16 protein-coding genes are annotated in these 16,938 nt (G+C 64.4%); 9 read left to right on the forward strand and 7 right to left on the reverse strand.

The features are described 5' to 3' along the window. The first annotated feature begins 2 nt into the window (after nt 1-2). The 7 genes from ABE459_RS04975 to ABE459_RS05005 all read left to right on the forward strand — a co-directional run bounded on the left by ABE459_RS04975 (nt 3) and on the right by ABE459_RS05005 (nt 4,803). Entirely contained in the window at nt 3-632 is a 630-nt protein-coding gene (locus tag ABE459_RS04975; protein WP_125464542.1) for a LysE family translocator, read from the forward strand. A gap of 34 nt (nt 633-666) precedes the next feature. Next, nucleotides 667-1,758, forward strand: coding sequence for a hypothetical protein (locus ABE459_RS04980; protein ID WP_323828971.1), 1,092 nt, complete (start codon nt 667-669; stop codon nt 1,756-1,758). 92 nt (nt 1,759-1,850) lie between these two features. Continuing rightward, on the forward strand, nt 1,851-2,570 hold the full coding sequence (locus tag ABE459_RS04985; RefSeq protein WP_323828969.1) for a sel1 repeat family protein: 720 nt from the start codon (nt 1,851-1,853) through the stop codon (nt 2,568-2,570). A gap of 90 nt (nt 2,571-2,660) precedes the next feature. Then, nucleotides 2,661-3,359, forward strand: a complete 699-nt coding sequence (locus tag ABE459_RS04990; RefSeq protein ID WP_323828967.1) for an AzlC family ABC transporter permease — start codon at nt 2,661-2,663, stop codon at nt 3,357-3,359. Continuing rightward, the gene (locus ABE459_RS04995) at nt 3,356-3,670 is read left to right on the forward strand and encodes an AzlD domain-containing protein (protein WP_125464545.1); all 315 of its coding nucleotides are present in this window, start codon (nt 3,356-3,358) and stop codon (nt 3,668-3,670) included. Before ABE459_RS04990 ends, ABE459_RS04995 begins: the two co-directional genes overlap by 4 nt. Beyond that, nucleotides 3,667-4,500 (forward strand): AraC family transcriptional regulator, encoded by an 834-nt coding sequence (locus tag ABE459_RS05000; RefSeq protein WP_125464546.1) that lies wholly within the window; start codon nt 3,667-3,669, stop codon nt 4,498-4,500. The genes ABE459_RS04995 and ABE459_RS05000 overlap by 4 nt, the downstream gene beginning before the upstream one ends. Before the next feature lie 75 nt (nt 4,501-4,575). Continuing rightward, nucleotides 4,576-4,803, forward strand: a complete 228-nt coding sequence (locus tag ABE459_RS05005; RefSeq protein WP_110996175.1) for a hypothetical protein — start codon at nt 4,576-4,578, stop codon at nt 4,801-4,803. 67 nt (nt 4,804-4,870) lie between these two features. Here ABE459_RS05005 and ABE459_RS05010 read toward each other — a convergent pair whose 3' ends face one another. The 6 genes from ABE459_RS05010 to ABE459_RS05035 form a co-directional block, all read right to left on the reverse strand. Then, nucleotides 4,871-5,353, reverse strand: coding sequence for a copper chaperone PCu(A)C (locus ABE459_RS05010; RefSeq protein WP_110996176.1), 483 nt, complete (start codon nt 5,351-5,353; stop codon nt 4,871-4,873). Then, complete coding sequence (locus tag ABE459_RS05015; RefSeq protein WP_323828963.1) at nt 5,354-5,962, reverse strand: SCO family protein; 609 nt, start codon at nt 5,960-5,962, stop codon at nt 5,354-5,356. It abuts the gene before it with no gap. Between the two features lie 188 nt (nt 5,963-6,150). Then, nucleotides 6,151-6,855 (reverse strand): hypothetical protein, encoded by a 705-nt coding sequence (locus ABE459_RS05020; RefSeq protein WP_258704585.1) that lies wholly within the window; start codon nt 6,853-6,855, stop codon nt 6,151-6,153. Nucleotides 6,856-7,051: 196 nt separating this feature from the next. Beyond that, a complete protein-coding gene (nfuA, locus tag ABE459_RS05025) occupies nt 7,052-7,636 on the reverse strand; it encodes a Fe-S biogenesis protein NfuA (protein WP_110996563.1) in 585 nt (194 codons plus the stop codon). A 57-nt stretch (nt 7,637-7,693) separates the two neighbouring features. Beyond that, a complete protein-coding gene (locus tag ABE459_RS05030) occupies nt 7,694-8,728 on the reverse strand; it encodes an acyltransferase (RefSeq protein ID WP_258704586.1) in 1,035 nt (344 codons plus the stop codon). 208 nt (nt 8,729-8,936) lie between these two features. After that, nucleotides 8,937-11,237, reverse strand: coding sequence for a fatty acid cis/trans isomerase (locus ABE459_RS05035; protein ID WP_323828955.1), 2,301 nt, complete (start codon nt 11,235-11,237; stop codon nt 8,937-8,939). A gap of 174 nt (nt 11,238-11,411) precedes the next feature. Between ABE459_RS05035 and metH the strand changes: the two genes are divergently transcribed. Together metH and ABE459_RS05045 are read left to right on the forward strand one after the other, a co-directional pair. After that, nucleotides 11,412-15,119, forward strand: coding sequence for a methionine synthase (gene metH / locus ABE459_RS05040; protein ID WP_125464550.1), 3,708 nt, complete (start codon nt 11,412-11,414; stop codon nt 15,117-15,119). 92 nt (nt 15,120-15,211) lie between these two features. Then, nucleotides 15,212-15,430 carry a DUF2970 domain-containing protein gene (locus ABE459_RS05045; RefSeq protein WP_125464551.1) on the forward strand — a complete coding sequence of 73 codons (219 nt, stop codon included), beginning with the start codon at nt 15,212-15,214 and terminating at the stop codon, nt 15,428-15,430. A gap of 420 nt (nt 15,431-15,850) precedes the next feature. On the opposite strand, the gene ABE459_RS05050 is transcribed toward ABE459_RS05045, so the two are convergent. After that, entirely contained in the window at nt 15,851-16,927 is a 1,077-nt protein-coding gene (locus ABE459_RS05050) for an ABC transporter substrate-binding protein (protein ID WP_323828952.1), read from the reverse strand. Nucleotides 16,928-16,938 lie beyond the last annotated feature (11 nt).

Raw genomic sequence — 16,938 nt, forward strand, 5'->3', positions numbered from 1 at the left:
ACGTGAATACCGCACTGACCGCCACCTACGCCCTCACCGTCCTGCTGCTGATCGCCACACCCGGCCCAGTGGTGGCGCTGATCGTCAACACCGCCGCCGCCGCTGGCTCGCGCAAGGCCCTGTTCACCGCCATCGGCACCAACTGGGCCTCACTGGTGCTGATCGGCGTCGCGGCCTGGATCATCATGACCAGCGCAGCCATCGACAAAACCTGGCTCAACGGCATGAGCCTGCTGGGCTGCCTGTTCATCGGCTATATCGCTGTGGGCACCCTGCGCGAAGCCCTGCAGGCCCCACCAGCACAGCAGGCCGCAGCCGAAGCGCCAGCGGCCACCCGCGGCGGTCTGCTGCAGGGGTTCATGGTCGGCATCTCCAATCCCAAGGACATCATCTTCTTCATCTCGTTCTTCCCGCAGTTCATCCAGATCACCGAGTCGTTCGGCAAAAGCATGGTGGTGCTGTCACTGCTGTGGATCGCCATCGACTTCGCCGTGCTCAGCCTGTACATCTTCGCCATCGGCAAGATCGCCTCGCAGCGCAGCAACCGCCTGATCAGCCTGGCTTCGGGGGTTGCCCTGCTACTGATCGCCGGCGTGGGCCTGGCCTACAACCTCAAGGCCCTGGCGGCCTGAGCCCTGCCGTGCGGCACGCCGCCAAGGAGCGTCCATGACCCTGATCGCCAGGCCCACGACAGGTGTTGCGCAGCCGTTGCAAGACAGCTATCAGCGCTTCCTGCAGCTGGGCAGCCGCCGCGCACCGCAGACACTGTACGTTCACGAACAGGGCTATCGCTCCAGCACCATCAACACCGACGCACAGGGGATGCGCTACAGCCATCGCGCCGGCAAGCGCTTTTCGGTGGCCGAGTGCGCAGGCGCAGGGCGCATCAACCTGCTGGTGGGGGGCTCCACCGCGCTGGGAGTCGGTGCCAGCTCCGATGAACATACGGTGGCGTCCAATCTGTCGCTGCTGACCGGCGAGACCTGGCTAAGCCTGGCCGGATGCGGGCTCAACGCCACACAGGAACTGCTGCTGTTCCTCACCCATCAGCACCGCTTTGGCCAGCTCGGCCATGTGGTGGTACTCAGCGGCTTGAACACCCTCGCCCAGGAGGCACTGGTCGAGGTACTCGCCGCTGCCCACGACCCGCAGCACTCGCAGGCCCACCTGGCGTTTCTCAATCGCTTCAACGAGGGGGTGCAGGACACCGCGCCGGCGCGCCGCGCATCATTGTGGCAGCAGCTACGGCATGCCGTTGCGCCTCGCCAGGCGCCGCAATGGCCGACGCTCGATGCATTGTCGCCCGCAGACAAACGCCTGGCCCGCGCCGCCGACAGCATCGGCCGTACCTTGCGCCAATGGGAGCGTCTGCTGGCAGACGACCATACCAGCCTGACCTTCATCCTCCAGCCGCTGCTGCCCTGGTGCCGCGAGACATTGCCCGCCGGCGAACAATCGATGCTGGCCAAGCTGGCGAAGCAACCGACGAACTTCGATCGCCTGCTCGGTGACAGCTACGACCGCCAACTGCACTCGACGTTCTTTCGACGCATCAGAAGCCAGGCCGAGCCGGTCCCTTGCTACGACATGAACTGCATGCTCAGCAGCTCGCCGGCTTTTGCCGAAGACCTGTTCGTCGATCGCCTGCACTTCAACGATCAAGGCAACAATGCCCTGGCCAAGGTGATCACCGCCAAGCTGGGCCTGGCCCAGGAAAAACACGCGCAACGCAGGATGCCGCCGGCCAAGCAGAGCTGATAGGGGTTTCCCGGACTTCCGGCAAGCGTACGAGGATGGCTAGAATACGCTGTCGTCGCACCTGATTCGCCTGAGGCACACCCGCACCTGCCATGACCATTCAAGCCGTCTACCCGCGTCTGGGGCTTAGCGCCCTGCGCGTGGCCTGTCTGCCGCTGCTGCTGACGACGTTCGCTGCCCAGGCGTTGGAGGTGAGCATCGACCCGCATGCTGACCTGCTCTACCGCCAGGCCTTGCCGTTACTGGAGCAGGCGGACGTGGCAGACGACAGCGCCAGCCCGTTGCGTACCGTTGCAAGCGACCCCGAACTCAGCCGCCAGGGCCAGGCCATGGCCCGCACCCTACCCACAGCGGTGGCGCTATTGAAGAAATCAGTGGCGCTCGATCACCCGGTCGCGCAGTACCGCCTGGCGCTGTACTACATCACCTTCCTGCCGACCACGCAGATCCCGGATGCTGCCTGCCCACTGCTGGAAGCCAGCCTCAAGCAAGGTTTTGCCCCGCCTGCACTGGCCATCGCCCGTTGGTGTCGGCCGTACAACAGCAGCCCTGCCTACCGCGAGGCGCTGGAGTCGATCCCCCGTATGGCCACCCTGTATGCGCCCTACTACCCGCAGCCGGCCACGCGCCTGGCCTGCAGCCGCAGCCGGCCACAAGGCCTGGCGTTGCAGTGGGGGCGCCAGCGCGACTACCAGGCAGAAGTGTTCCGCCTGCTCAGTGACCTCGACCCGGTGCGGCGCCAGGCCTTGCTACAGAAGGCAGTGGAAATCAATGGCTGCGCGACGGCGCAACAACACTTGAGCAATCGCTAAGCCCTCGTCGGCAAACCAGCAAGAACGTTCAAGCCAGCGGGCGACACCTCTGGCATGCTGGCCCACCCTGTCGATTCGTTGTCGTGCCCCATGCCCAACCCCACCCGAGCCCGCCAGGCTTTCGTCCATGGCGCCATCGCCATCCTGCCGCTGTCACTGGCCGTCGCCCCCTGGGGGCTGCTCGCCGGTTCCATGGCCATCGAAGCCAACCTCAGTGCCTGGCAAGGCCAGGGGTTATCGGCCATTGTCTTCGCCGGTGCCGCGCAACTGGTGGCGATCGGCATGCTCAAGGGCGGCGCCAACCTGTTCTCGATCCTGCTCACCACGCTGCTGCTGACCTCACAACACCTGCTTTACGGGCTGTCGATGCGGCCCGTGCTGTCGGGGTTACCGACGCGCTGGCGGCTGGGGTTGGGGTTCCTGCTCACCGATGAGTTCTTCGCCCTGACCAGCCACCACGACCAGCAGCAGTTCAACCGCTGGTACGCCCTGGGGGTGGGCCTTACCTTCTACGTGGCGTGGAACCTGTTTACCCTGGCCGGCATCATCCTCGGCCAGAACATCCCGCACCTGGATCAGTTGGGCCTGGACTTCTCCATCGTCGCCACCTTTGTCGCGCTGATCGCGCCGCTGGTGCGCAACCTGCCCACGGTGGTGTGCGTGGCGGTGTCGCTGTTCTGCTCGGTGCTGTTCAGCTTCTGGCACTGGGAGACCGCGCTGGTGGCGGCCGGCCTGCTGGGCATGGCCGCGGGCTTCATCTGTCAGAAATTCTCCGGAGGCCGCCCATGATCTGGCTGCTGATCTTCGCCATGGGGGCGGTGGTGTTCCTCAACCGTTATGCCTTTCTGGAACCGCGCCTGCCCTTGCGGTTGAGCTCCAACGCCCGGCAGTTCCTCGGTTTTGCCGTGCCCGGCATGCTCACGGCAATCTGCGGGCCGATCATCTTCCTGCCTGGGCACCAGCTCGATCTGAACCCGCTCAACCCCTACCTGCTCGGCGCGCTGGTGGCCATCACCCTGGTGCTGTTGACCCGCAGCGTATTGCTGAGCATGCTGGCGAGCATGCTGATTTTCTTCCTGCTGCGCAGCTGGCTGGCATGACCACGCCCCAACGCGAACAGACCCACCTTTGGCAAGCACCGGCGCTGGGCGACGTCGAGATGCTGCACGCCCGCTACTTCCAGCAGCGCTTTGCCCCGCATGTGCACGAAGGCTACGTGTTCACGGTGATCGAGTCTGGCGCCCAGCGCTTCTGGCACCGTGGCAGCGAGCACCTGGCGCCGGTGGGCAGCATGGTGTTGATCAACCCCGACGAGCTGCACACCGGCGCCACCGCCCATGAGGCCGGTTGGCGCTACCGTGGGTTCTACCCCGAATGTGCGCGGGTCACCGGGGTGCTCGACGAGCTGGAGCTGGGCCGCCACGGCATGCCGCTGTTCAAGGCCAGCGTGATCCAGGACCCGGCACTGGCCGCGGCTTTCAGCCAGCTGAACCAGCGTTCGGAGGCCGGTGCCAGCGCCCTCGAACAACAGACTGCCTGGCGCCAAGCGGTATTGGCGCTGGTGCAGCGCCATGGCCATTGCGCCGAGCCCGCCGCCCCCGGCCATGAGCCATTGGCGGTAGCCCGCGCCCGCGAGTTGCTGGAAAGCCAGCTGGCCGACCCACCGTCGCTGGAGTCCCTGGCGGCGGCGGTGAACCTCTCGCCCTTCCACTTCGCCCGAGTGTTCCGCCAGGCCACTGGCCTGCCGCCCCATGCCTGGCTCAAGCAGCGCCGCTTGACTCGTGCCCGTGAGTTGCTGCGCAGCGGCCTGCCGGCCCTGGAAGTCGCCTTCAACCTGGGGTTTGCCGACCAGAGCCACCTCAGCCGACAGTTCAAACAGGCCTATGGCGTCACCCCGGGCGCTTACCGCCAGGCCTGCCTTACCCCCTGACGGCGTGCGGCAATCCACCCCAGGCAGCCTGGCAGGCCACTGCTACACTCAAGGGGCTGAACGGAGGATCCCGCCATGTCCGAACGTGAAATCACCAATCTGCTGTCGCTGATGACCCAGCGCCAGGCCAACTTGAGCAGCGCCTGCAAGGAAATCGCCGACTGGATCGATCGCCAGGGCGACGTGCCTGCCGCCGGCAAGATCCGCGCAAGCCTCAAGGCGCTGGAAGCCGACGAAGCGCAGGTGCGCAAGACGCTGACGTCACTGAGTATCGAACGCCCGCTGCCGCGCTTCCGTAGCTGAACGCAAATCGCAGGAGCCTGTACACCTGGCTGAAAAAGTGAGGGCCGCATAAGCGGCCCCAACTGGGTCAGTGCTTCATGTGCATATGATCATGACCGCCGCCCGCCTCGGCAGTGAGCGGACGCACCGTTGCCTGCACCTGCAGGGTTTCCTTGGCGCCCTTGGCATCCTCGATGGTCAGGGTCAGTGGCACCTGCTCACCATCCTTTACCTGCTGGTTCAGGCCCATCAGCATCACATGCAGGCCATTCGGGTCGAGGGTGACCGGCTTGCCGGCCGGCAGTTCGACCGCCTTGACCTCACGCATGCCCATCACGTCGCCGTTCATGGTCATTTCGTGCACCTGCACGGTCTTGGCGACGGGCGATGCCACGCTCACCAGTTTGCTGTCGCTGCTGGCGGTGAGGGTCATGAAGGCACCGGTGGACTGCTGGTGCGGCACGCTGGCGCGTACCCAGGCGTCGCTCACGGTGGTCTGGGCGAAGGCCGGCAGGGCCAGGCCGAACAGGGCCAGGGCAGCCAGGGTGCGTTTGATCGGTTGCATCGACATTCAGCAGATCTCCATCAGGGTGAGCAGGTCTTCGGTGCATTCCTTGGCGTTGAGGGAATGGCCGAGGCTCAGGCGCAGGGTGCCACGGGTATCGTAGACGTAGCTGGTGGACGAGTGAGAGACGGTATAGGTGTCGCCGACCGGGACTTTTTCGTAGAACACCTTGAACTCCCGGGCCACTTCGGCGATTTCCTCGGGGGTGCCGGTCAGGGCGATGATCGACGGGTCGAACGCCTTGACGTAGGCATCGAGCACTTCGGGAGTGTCGCGTTCCGGGTCCAGGGTGATGAGCACTGGCTGGAACAGTTCGAGGTCACGGCCCCGGAGCATCTTGCGGATCTGCGCGATACGCGCCAGCGCGGTCGGGCAAACTGCCGGGCACTGGGTGAAGCCGAAGAAGATCATCGGCATGCTGCCGTAGAAGCTCGACAGGGAGCGTTCGTTGCCCTGGGTGTCCTTGAGCTTGAATTTGCGCCCGAGGATCTCGTTGCTCATGTTCTTGCCGTACTTGAAATCCAGGCCGCGGGCCGGGTTGCAACCCGCCAACAGGCCAAGCCCCAGTACGCCCATCCCGGCGACTACCGCGCGCCGGGTCAACAGATCAGTCATGGAACCATCCTTTACAGGGAAGGTGCCGGCCCTTGGGGTGGGTCGGCCAGAAAACCGGGGCATTCTGTCATGCCACCCCTTGGCCATCCACCCGACCTAGGCCTGATCGGCCGCAAGCCCTTGATTTCCGGGATGCGGCCTGTTGTCGCAGGGGTTGAATTGGTAACAGTTTATTGCTAGCTGCGACTTCAGTTCTGCAACCTGTCCATACGCCTGGCGACCGCGGGGCAACCATTGATATCGATTGCCTTCTGCCAGAACTCGCGGCGCAGCGGGCTGCGTCGATCACTGGCAAAGCCGAGCAGACGGTAGAGCTCGGCCTGGTAGGCCGTCGCATCGCCCCATTGCAACTGGATGTCTTGAGGGTTCGGCTTGGCACACTCCAGCGTCACCGTTGGCTGCGGGTAATAGGCTGTGAACTGGGAAAAGTCGGAAAGTGCCTTGTTCAAGGCTGGCGCGTAGGCCGGCCCGTCGACATAGCCAATACAGAGGTTGGCCATACGCCCAGCAGCTGGCGCGAAGCCTTGCTCCAGGCTCTTGGTCAGCAGTGCGCACTGGGTGGGGTCGTTGAGCTCGATGTCACCTGCCTGATAGGCGAACAAGTAAAGCGCCATTCGATATTGGGCCACGGCATGGCCTGCATCGGCTGCGCGCTGGAGCTGTTGCAGCGCCGGCGTCCATTGGCCACGCAGTTGGCCAAGGCGCGGTTCCAGATCCTGGGAGGGGGTGCCTTTGACGAGTTGATGGACCATCCCCATCAGCTGTGGCTCGACCACGTCGAGAGTGGCGACGGCCTGACGGTAGTCGGCCTCACTGCTACCAGGGGGCAGGTAGGCGCCCAGGGCTTGAGTCGAAAGCATCAGGGCAATGAGGGCGGGCAGGGTGCGGTACATGCCGAGCATCCTTGTTCAGTCGTTGTGGCTGGCGGGGCTGACGCAATCGCGGGGCAAGCCCGCTCCCACGCAACCTGAGCAACAGGTAACTAGCGGGGGGGGCTGCCTCAAGGGGGGGTCACCCCCCCACCCACCCATCCTTCCAAAATGTAAAGTTGGGTGGGCGGGGGCTGGCCCCGCGATAGGAAGAAACCCCTTAGTAGTAGGCGTTTTCTTTCTGACTGTGGTCAGTCACGTCACGCACACCCTTGAGCTCCGGAATGCGCTCAAGCAGGGTGCGCTCGATGCCTTCCTTGAGCGTCACGTCGGCCTGGCCGCAACCCTGGCAACCACCGCCGAACTGCAGCACGGCAATGCCGTCATCGACCACGTCGACCAGACTCACGGCACCGCCGTGGCTGGCCAGGCCCGGGTTGATCTCGGTCTGCAGGTAGTAGTTGATCCGCTCGTTGATCGGGCTGTCTTCGTTGACCATCGGCACCTTGGCGTTAGGGGCCTTGATGGTCAGCTGGCCGCCCATGCGGTCGGTGGCATAGTCGACCAGCGCGTCTTCGAGAAACGGCACGCTGACGGCGTCAAGGTAAGCGGTGAAGCTCTTCAGGCCCACCGGCTCGTCGTCGGGTTTTTCTTCGCCTGGCTTGCAGTAGGCGATGCAGGTTTCAGCGTACTGGGTGCCCGGCTGGGTGATGAAAATACGGATGCCGATCCCCGGCGTGTTCTGCTTGGAGAGCAGATCGGCCAGGTAATCATGGGCGGCGTCGGTAATAGTTATAGCGCTCATGGAAGTTCCTCACAGACTTGCCGGCAGTGTACGCCAACCCGTGCCCCGAACAAAGTCCTAGTATTTGACTCGGGATAGCGCCAGCGCGGGTTCCGCGGCCGCGGGAGCCGCCAACCAGGCCTTGAGCCGCCCGTACAGGCCACGTTCCAGCCAGTGATAGCTGAACCACGACATTAGTCCGATTGACGGCACGCACAGGGCGAATACCAGGTACGGGTTCAGGCGCAGCCGCTGGCTGGCGAACAAGCCAGCGTAAAGCACCAGCACATGGATCAGGTACACCGAGTAGGAGCAATCGCCCAGCATCTTGAGCAGCCGGTTGCCTTTGAAGTACGGCTCCAGGGCAATGAACGCCAGCACCACCAGCGCGCTGGGCAGGCCCCAGTGCAGCAGGCGCTGCGAGGCGTCCAGGTGATAGAGCGCGAAGCCCGCCAGCGCCAGCAGCCCCAATGGCAGCCATAGCCCCTCGCGGATCAGCCCGCGCCGGTACAGCACCCCCAGGCCGATGCCCAGTAGGAATTCATAGACGATGTCGTTGTTGTAGAAACGGCTGAGCACACCCAGGCGGCCGAGCACTTCGCTGACCAGCAGCAGCGCCGCCGTCACCAGCAACAGGTGATGGCGCTGGCGCACCAGGAAGGCCAGGCCGAACAGCAGGTAGAAGAACATCTCGAAGTTCAGCGTCCAGCCGACGTTGAGCGTGGGGTAAAGGCCATAGCCACCGGGGTTCTCAGCCGGGATGAACAGCAGCGACAACAAAAGGTGCTGCCACTCGAAGACCTGGTGTGGCATCCAGCGGCTGGCGATCAGCATCAATACGGCCATCAACAGGGTGTAGAACCAGTAGGCCGGGACGATGCGCAGGGCGCGGTTGAGCAGGAACTGGCCGGGGGCGATGTCCTTGTCGCGGGTGGACAGGTAAATCACCAGCCCGCTGATCACGAAGAAGATATCCACCCCCACCGCACCGCGCTCGGCGAGCAACTGGCCGATCGGGCCGCTGGCGTGGAAGTCGAAGAAGATTTGCCGGAAGTGGTGGCAGACCACCACCCAGGCGGCGAATGCGCGCAGAGCTTGAAGCGAATACAGCATGAAATACCTGCGATTGCCGGTGCATTGAGGCCTTCGCGAGCGCGTCGCGCTCGTTCGCGGGTAAACCCGCTCCCACCAGCACTGTGCTGAACCCAAGGTCTGCACTATCCCTGTGGGAGCGGGTTTACCCGCGAAGGGCTGCAAGGCAGCCCCAAAGCCTGTTCACCCACTCCGACCGCAGGATGCCGGGAATGTCCCGGCTGACCGATCAGAGGTTCTCGTAGCGGTTCATGTCCAGCACGCCCTCTTCCACCGGATCGGTCTCCTGCAGGTAGCGGCTCAGGTCATGGAAGTAGCGCCAGAACTCGGGGTGGCTGCGGCGCACGCCCCAGCGCATGACCACCCGCTCGAACTTCGCCGTGTCGTCACGGGCGGCCTCCAGGTCTTCGACAAACTCCGGTACATCCTTGGCGGGCACATTGAAGATGAAGTTGGGATAGCTGCTGAGCACGCCGGGGTACAGCGTGAGGGTGTCCAGCCCAGGCTGGTAGCGGTACGCCTCGCCAAGCAGGAAGGCCACATTGCTGTGGGCGCGGTTGCGCAGCAGGCTGTAGACCTGGCGCTGGCCGCCCTGCCCTTCGATACGCAGCATCGTCGCTTCGGGCAACTGGCCGATCACCTTCAGGCCGGCGGCCGGGCGCGAGACCAGACGGCTGAGCGACTGCTCGACATCACGGAACTCCTCGCTCATCTGCGGCCGCGAGCAGAAGGCCCCCTGACAGCGGTTGATCGGGTCAGGCGCGGCATTCAGGCTGCCGGTGCGCTGCAGCAACTTGAGACCGAAATCGCGCTTGGGGTCGTGCTTGTCGAGCTTGAGGGCACTGGGGGTGTCGGTGTCGATGTCGGTGTAGTCCATCCACATCTTCACCTTGCCGCTGTTCTGGTACCAGTCGCCGAGGATCTCGCCGCGCTTGTTGGCCGGCATCAGGCGCAGGAAATTGACCTCGGCGCCGTTGCGGATCAGATCGAAGTACAGGCGAGTCTGCAACTGGTGCGAGACGTTGCCGAACACGTCGAAGTTCACCGCCAGCTGGTAATAAGTGCGTTCGAACAGCGGGTAGTCGAACAGCCACATGGTCAAGGGTACATCGCCGATCAGGCCCTTGGTGACCGAGGCGCTGTCGAAGTGGCGGAAGATGCTCAGCAGGGCATTGTCATTACCCGCCCACAGGGTCGACCAGCTCGGCGCGGGCTGCTCGGCATAGGCCTCGCGGCGCAGCGCCTCGTAGTCGTTGCGCTTGTCGCGATAGGCGTGCCACAGGCTCAGCACGCTGCCCACGTCGTCGATCTGGCCCGGCATGGCCAGCAACGGCGTGGCCTCGCCCCGGTAGCGCGCATCGGTGATGTAGAGGTCGTGGGCCGGCTCCTGGAACAGCGCCCAGAAGTTGTCACGGATCACGTCGGTGGCGATCTGCCCACGGCACACCGGGCCACGGATGAAGGTACGCACGAAATATTCGGCGTTATCCAGCATGAACTGGTAACGCGCCACCGCCGGGATCGCCTCGAAGGTTTCGAACGGGTTGGCGCGGTGGCGCGGGCCGTAACCGGGCAGCGCATCGGCGTGCCAGTCGCCGCTGTAGAACAGCTGCTTGACGCGTTTGAGCTTCTGCGGGCCCATCGGGTAGGTGATGTGGGTCTTGTGCACTATCACACCCTGCACCGGGATCAGCCGGTAGTAGAAATCGGTGCCGGGCGGGTCGTTGGGGCGGCGGGTGGCGATCAGGTCGACCGGCTGGCCGCTGGGCGTGCGCGAGCGTACCCACTGGAAGAAGTGGCCCTGCTCGCCGCCCTTGAAATAGATGTGGGCGAGGAACAAGTGCTCGTACAGCCAGCGGCCGACCAGCGCTTCGGTCGAACCCGGGCGGTTGAGCAGCTCTTCCCAGTCGGCGATCTGCTGCGCTTCGACAGCACTTGGCTGGATCGGGGTCTTCTCCACCGGGGCACCGGCCGCCAGCCAGCGCTGCAAGGTCTGGTACTCCTGGTCGGTCAGGCCGGTCACCGCCAACGGCATGCCCTCCTTGGGATGGGCACCGGCGTAGGCGTCGAACTCGTGGGGCATGGGGCACATGTTGTTGCGGTTGAGCCCCAGCACGATCTCTTCGGGCAGCTTGGCGTTGGGCGTGAGCGGGGTCTTGTGGCCCAGCTCGAGCATGCGTGCCATCAGCGCTGCCTGGCTGCCTTGCTTGTCCAGCACCGAATAGAAGCCCTGCTTGCGCCAGCCGGCCTCGTCACGGGCGTCATAGAACAGCCGGGTGGTGGGCACCGCCTTGCTGCGCTCGCCCTGATAGACCGGCACCTTGGAGGCGCCGCGCTCGGCGCCTTCGGCACTGCCCAGGTTGAGCTGGCAGGCAGCATCGTTGCAGGCGTGGCAGGCCACGCACTTCTCGGTGAAGATCGGTTGAATGTCCCGGGTGTATGAAACCGCCGGGCTGGATTGCGGGGCCTGCGCGAACGCCGCGCCACTGATCAGCAGTGCGAAGGCGCTGGCAAGAATGCGAAACAGCATGTGCCGAATGTCCTGGTTACTTGAAGCCATCACGATGTGCCTGGCGGGTCCTGAGGTGTGGGTAGCGCGCCTCCCAACATGAGTGAAATTCATGCAAATGGGCAGAACGCCTAAAATCCATGCAGCTTTGTTATTATTCGGCACCTTCTGATATTCGCCCGACCAGGTAGTCCTATGTCCGACCGCAGCGCTCGTTACCAAGCACTCCAGAAAGCACTCAAAGAGCGCATCCTGATCCTCGACGGCGGCATGGGTACTATGATCCAGAGTTACCGCCTCGAGGAACACGACTATCGTGGCACGCGCTTCGCCGATTGGCCAAGCGACGTGAAGGGCAACAACGACCTGCTGCTGCTCAGCCGCCCCGATGTGATCGCGGCGATCGAGAAAGCCTACCTGGACGCCGGCGCCGACATCCTCGAAACCAACACCTTCAACGCCACGCAGATTTCCCAGGCCGACTACGGCATGGAAGCGCTGGTGTACGAGCTCAACGTCGAAGGCGCACGCATCGCCCGCCAGGTGGCCGACGCGAAAACCCTGGAAACCCCGGACAAGCCGCGCTTCGTCGCCGGCGTGCTCGGCCCGACCAGCCGCACCTGCTCGATCTCCCCCGACGTCAACGACCCGGGCTATCGCAACGTCACCTTCGACGAACTGGTGGTGAACTACATCGAGGCCACCCGCGGCCTGATCGAGGGCGGCGCCGACCTGATCCTGATCGAAACCATCTTCGACACGCTCAACGCCAAGGCGGCGATCTTCGCCGTGCAGCAGGTGTTCGAGGAAGATGCTGTCGAACTGCCGATCATGATCTCCGGGACCATCACCGATGCCTCCGGCCGCACCCTGTCCGGGCAGACCACCGAAGCGTTCTGGAACTCGGTGCGCCACGCCAAGCCGATCTCCATCGGCCTGAACTGCGCCCTGGGCGCCAAGGACCTGCGCCCGTACCTGGAAGAGCTGTCGGGCAAGGCCGACACCTTCGTTTCGGCGCACCCCAACGCCGGCCTGCCGAACGCCTTCGGCGAATACGATGAAACCCCGGCAGAAATGGCTGCCGTGGTCGAAGAGTTCGCCGCCAGCGGCTTCCTCAACATCATTGGCGGCTGCTGCGGCACCACCCCGCCGCACATCCAGGCCATCGCCGAGGCCGTGGCGAAGTACAAGCCGCGTGAAATCCCGGACATCCCCAAGGCCTGCCGCCTGTCGGGCCTGGAGCCGTTCACCATCGATCGCCAGTCGCTGTTCGTCAACGTCGGCGAGCGCACCAACATCACCGGCTCCGCCAAGTTCGCCCGGCTGATCCGTGAAGAGAACTACACCGAAGCGCTTGAGGTCGCCCTGCAGCAGGTCGAGGCCGGCGCCCAGGTGATCGACATCAACATGGACGAAGGGATGCTCGACTCCCAGGCCGCCATGGTCCGCTTCCTCAACCTGATCGCCGGCGAGCCGGACATCTCCCGCGTGCCGATCATGATCGACTCCTCCAAGTGGGAGGTGATCGAGGCGGGCCTCAAGTGCATCCAGGGCAAGGGCATCGTCAACTCGATCTCGATGAAGGAAGGCGTCGAGCAGTTCAAGCACCACGCCCGCCTGTGCAAGCGCTACGGCGCCGCCGTGGTGGTGATGGCCTTCGACGAAGTCGGCCAGGCCGACACCGCCGCGCGCAAGAAAGAAATCTGCCAGCGCAGCTACGACATCCTGGTCAATGAAGTGGGCTTCCCGCCGGAAGACATCATCTTCGACCCGAACATCTTCGCCGTCGCCACCGGCATCGAGGAGCACAACAACTACGCCGTCGACTTCATCGAGGCGTGTGCCTATATCCGCGACCACCTGCCCTACGCCCTGACCTCGGGCGGTGTGTCCAACGTGTCGTTCTCGTTCCGTGGCAACAACCCGGTGCGCGAGGCGATCCACTCGGTGTTCCTGTATCACGCCATCCAGAACGGCCTGACCATGGGTATCGTCAACGCCGGCCAGCTGGAAATCTACGACGAAATCCCCGCCGCGCTGCGCGAGAAGGTCGAGGACGTGGTGCTCAACCGCACCCCCGAAGGCACCGACGCCCTGCTGGCCATCGCCGACGACTACAAAGGCGGCGGCGCCACCAAGGAAGTCGAGAACGAAGCCTGGCGGTCGCTGCCGGTCGACAAGCGCCTGGAGCACGCCTTGGTCAAGGGCATCACCGCGCACATCGTCGAAGACACCGAGGAGTGCCGCCAGCAATGCGCGCGCCCGATCGAGGTGATCGAAGGCCCGCTGATGAGCGGCATGAACGTGGTCGGCGACCTGTTCGGCGCCGGCAAGATGTTCCTGCCCCAGGTGGTGAAATCGGCCCGGGTGATGAAGCAGGCCGTGGCCCACCTGATCCCGTTCATCGAAGCAGAGAAAGGCGACAAGCCCGAGGCCAAGGGCAAGATCCTCATGGCCACGGTCAAGGGCGACGTGCATGACATCGGCAAGAACATCGTCGGCGTGGTGCTCGGTTGCAACGGCTACGACATCGTCGACCTGGGCGTGATGGTGCCGGCCGAGAAGATCCTGCAGACCGCCCGCGAGCAGAAATGCGACATCATCGGCCTGTCCGGCCTGATTACCCCGTCGCTGGACGAGATGGTCCACGTTGCCCGCGAGATGCAGCGCCAGGGCTTCCACCTGCCGCTGATGATCGGTGGCGCCACCACCTCCAAGGCGCACACCGCGGTGAAGATCGAGCCCAAGTACTCGAACGATGCCGTGATCTACGTCACCGACGCCTCGCGCGCGGTGGGCGTGGCCACCCAGCTGCTGTCCAAGGAGCTCAAGGCCGGCTTCGTCGAGAAGACCCGCGAGGAGTACGTGCAGGTGCGCGAGCGCACCGCCAACCGCAGCGCCCGCACCGAGCGCCTGAGCTATGCCCAGGCCATCGCCGCCAAGCCGCAATACGATTGGGCCGGCTACCAGGCCGCAGTGCCGTCCTTCACTGGCGTGAAGGTACTGGACAACATCGACCTGCGCACCCTGGCCGAGTACATCGACTGGACCCCGTTCTTCATTTCCTGGGACCTGGCCGGCAAGTTCCCGCGCATCCTCACCGACGAAGTGGTCGGCGAGGCGGCCACCTCGCTGTACCAGGACGCCCGCGAGATGCTCGACAAACTCATCGACGAAAAGCTGATCAGTGCCCGCGCGGTGTTCGGCTTCTGGCCGGCCAACCAGGTCAACCATGACGACATCGAGGTGTATGGCGACGACGGCAAACCGCTGGCCACCCTGCACCACCTGCGCCAGCAGACCATCAAGCCTGACGGCAAGCCGAACTGGTCGCTGGCCGACTTCGTCGCGCCGAAGGACAGTGGCGTGACCGACTACGTGGGTGGCTTCATCACCACCGCCGGCATCGGCGCCGAGGAAGTGGCCAAGGCCTACCAGGACAAGGGCGACGACTACAGCTCGATCATGGTCAAGGCCCTGGCCGACCGCCTGGCCGAGGCCTGCGCCGAATGGCTGCACGAGCAGGTGCGTAAAGAGCACTGGGGTTATGCCAAGGACGAGCACCTGGACAACGAAGCGCTGATCAAGGAGCAGTACAGCGGTATCCGCCCTGCCCCTGGCTACCCGGCATGCCCGGACCACACCGAGAAGGAAACCCTGTTCCGCCTGCTCGACGGCAGCGCCATCGGCGAAACCGGCCCAAGTGGGGTGTTCCTTACCGAGCACTTCGCCATGTTCCCGGCGGCGGCGGTCAGCGGCTGGTACTTCGCCCACCCGCAGGCGCAGTACTTTGCCGTGGGCAAGGTGGACAAGGACCAGGTCGAGCAATACAGCGAACGCAAGGGCCAGGACCTGAGCGTGAGCGAGCGCTGGCTGGCGCCGAACCTGGGTTACGACAGTTAAGCCCGCTTCGACCCCATCGCCGGCAAGCCGGCGATGGGCTCGGAACATTCACCTACACTGTCCCTGATTGCCTCTGACCCAAGGAGCCAACCATGGACGATTCCAGCCAAGGCAAACCGCCCACCTTCTGGCAGATGCTGCAGAGCATCCTCGCCGCCGCCTTCGGCGTGCAAAGCGGCAAGAACCGCGCCCGCGACTTCACCTACGGCAAGGCCAGCCACTTCATCGTAATGGGCACGCTGTTCACCCTGGTCTTCATCTTCGTGCTGATCGGACTGGTGCAACTGGCGGTGCATCTGACTGCGCGCTAGACAAACATGCAATCCCTGTAGGAGCGGCCTTGCGCCGCGAAGGGGCTGCAACGCAGCCCCGGCGATAGTGAATGGAGTGAAGATCGCCGGGGCCGCTGCGCAGCCCATTCGCGGCACAAGGCCGCTCCTACAGGTGCGCGCAAGGCCATCAGAACGCAAACCGCCCGCGGGTATCCACTCCGCGGGCGGTTCAGGGGTGTTTCACGGTTTATGGCGGCCCGTTACTGGTGGCTGACCCAATACACGGCGGTGACCACCACCAGCACGATCAGGCACAGGATCGCCCAGGCGTCGACACTGCTGTCAGCTTTGCGGACCTTGGTTGAGTTTCCCATTGCATTGCCTCTTGTAGTGGTTATGGGAATGCACTTCACAAGCAGCAGTTAAGTCCAGCAATGTCCTTCGCTCAAGCAGGGACTTTCAATAGTCGACGGGCGACGTGAGAAACGGGTAGCGGTAGCTGGCCGGCCGCCCTTCGGCGCTGTAGTGATGAAAGTCGACGCCGTGGCCACCCTGCTCAAGCAACTGCAGCCAGCGCCGGGCCTTGGCCGGGTCGATCAGTTGCAAGACCGGCACCTGGTGCTCGCGCAATCCGTCGCGATTCACCGCCAGGCCCATGGCATCGTCGTGCAGCATGACCATGGCCCAGCCGCCCAGGGTGAAATGGCCGCCCATCAACACAGCCAGGCGCCCGTCGATCAGTGCACGGAGGGCTTCCGGCGAGCTGTTCACCGCACTGAACACGGCATCGCGCCCCGGCACCTTGCCAGCCTGCTCGAAGGCCCGCATGGCGCCGAAGGCCATTTCATCGTTGGCCGACCACACCAGCCGCGTCTGCGGATAGCGCTCCAGCAGCACCTGCGCCTGCTCGAAGGCGCGCTGGCGGTTCCAGCCGCCATACACCACCTGGCGCAAGCGCACCTGCGGGAAGTCCGCCAGCGCGCGGCGCATGCCCTGCTCGCGCAGTTGCGAGGCCGGGGTGGTCTTGACCCCGGCAAAGGCCAGCAGGTCGACCGGCTCGGACGAGGGCGGCAGTTTCGCCACCATCGCCTTGAGCATCTGGTAGCCGGCCGCCTCGTCGTTGTTGGTCAGGGTGCCGAGCACTTCGGGGTACTTGTCGGGCTGGGCCTGGATGCTGCGCGCCTGGCTGTCCGTCAGGCCGTTGTTGACCAAAAACAGCTTGACCCCGGTGCCGCGGGACAGGCGAATGATCTCAGGGGCGACGTACTGTTCGTTGACCAGCACCAGGTAATCCGGGCGTTCTGGCCCCAGCAGCACGGCGCGGGCCTGGGTCAGGGCGAGGTCGGCCCGGCGTTCGCTGTACTGCACGCGCAGTTGCATGCCCAGGTCCGTGGCGGCGGCCTGCATGAAGCGTGAGTAGTCGACCCAGAACGTCTCGTTGGACAAGCCTGGGTTGAGAAATACCACCGAAGCGGCCTGTGCGCCCGCCACCAGTGGCAGGCTCAGGCACAGGCCCTGGCACAAGGCCTTGAGCATGCGGTTACATC

Origin of the sequence: Pseudomonas sp. TWI923, assembly GCF_039673365.1 — a bacterium.
GTDB classification, from domain to species: domain Bacteria; phylum Pseudomonadota; class Gammaproteobacteria; order Pseudomonadales; family Pseudomonadaceae; genus Aquipseudomonas; species Aquipseudomonas sichuanensis.

Bases quoted from the DNA above. Each gene is read 5' to 3' on its own strand.
- ABE459_RS04980 (WP_323828971.1), top strand. From the start codon at position 667: ATGACCCTGATCGCCAGGCCCACGACAGGTGTTGCGCAGCCGTTGCAA.
- ABE459_RS04985 (WP_323828969.1), top strand. From the start codon at position 1,851: ATGACCATTCAAGCCGTCTACCCGCGTCTGGGGCTTAGCGCCCTGCGC.
- ABE459_RS04990 (WP_323828967.1), top strand. From the start codon at position 2,661: ATGCCCAACCCCACCCGAGCCCGCCAGGCTTTCGTCCATGGCGCCATC.
- ABE459_RS04995 (WP_125464545.1), top strand. From the start codon at position 3,356: ATGATCTGGCTGCTGATCTTCGCCATGGGGGCGGTGGTGTTCCTCAAC.
- ABE459_RS05000 (WP_125464546.1), top strand. From the start codon at position 3,667: ATGACCACGCCCCAACGCGAACAGACCCACCTTTGGCAAGCACCGGCG.
- ABE459_RS05005 (WP_110996175.1), top strand. From the start codon at position 4,576: ATGTCCGAACGTGAAATCACCAATCTGCTGTCGCTGATGACCCAGCGC.
- ABE459_RS05010 (WP_110996176.1), bottom strand. From the start codon at position 5,353: ATGTCGATGCAACCGATCAAACGCACCCTGGCTGCCCTGGCCCTGTTC.
- ABE459_RS05015 (WP_323828963.1), bottom strand. From the start codon at position 5,962: ATGACTGATCTGTTGACCCGGCGCGCGGTAGTCGCCGGGATGGGCGTA.
- ABE459_RS05020 (WP_258704585.1), bottom strand. From the start codon at position 6,855: ATGTACCGCACCCTGCCCGCCCTCATTGCCCTGATGCTTTCGACTCAA.
- nfuA (WP_110996563.1), bottom strand. From the start codon at position 7,636: ATGAGCGCTATAACTATTACCGACGCCGCCCATGATTACCTGGCCGAT.
- ABE459_RS05030 (WP_258704586.1), bottom strand. From the start codon at position 8,728: ATGCTGTATTCGCTTCAAGCTCTGCGCGCATTCGCCGCCTGGGTGGTG.
- ABE459_RS05035 (WP_323828955.1), bottom strand. From the start codon at position 11,237: ATGCTGTTTCGCATTCTTGCCAGCGCCTTCGCACTGCTGATCAGTGGC.
- metH (WP_125464550.1), top strand. From the start codon at position 11,412: ATGTCCGACCGCAGCGCTCGTTACCAAGCACTCCAGAAAGCACTCAAA.
- ABE459_RS05045 (WP_125464551.1), top strand. From the start codon at position 15,212: ATGGACGATTCCAGCCAAGGCAAACCGCCCACCTTCTGGCAGATGCTG.
- ABE459_RS05050 (WP_323828952.1), bottom strand. From the start codon at position 16,927: ATGCTCAAGGCCTTGTGCCAGGGCCTGTGCCTGAGCCTGCCACTGGTG.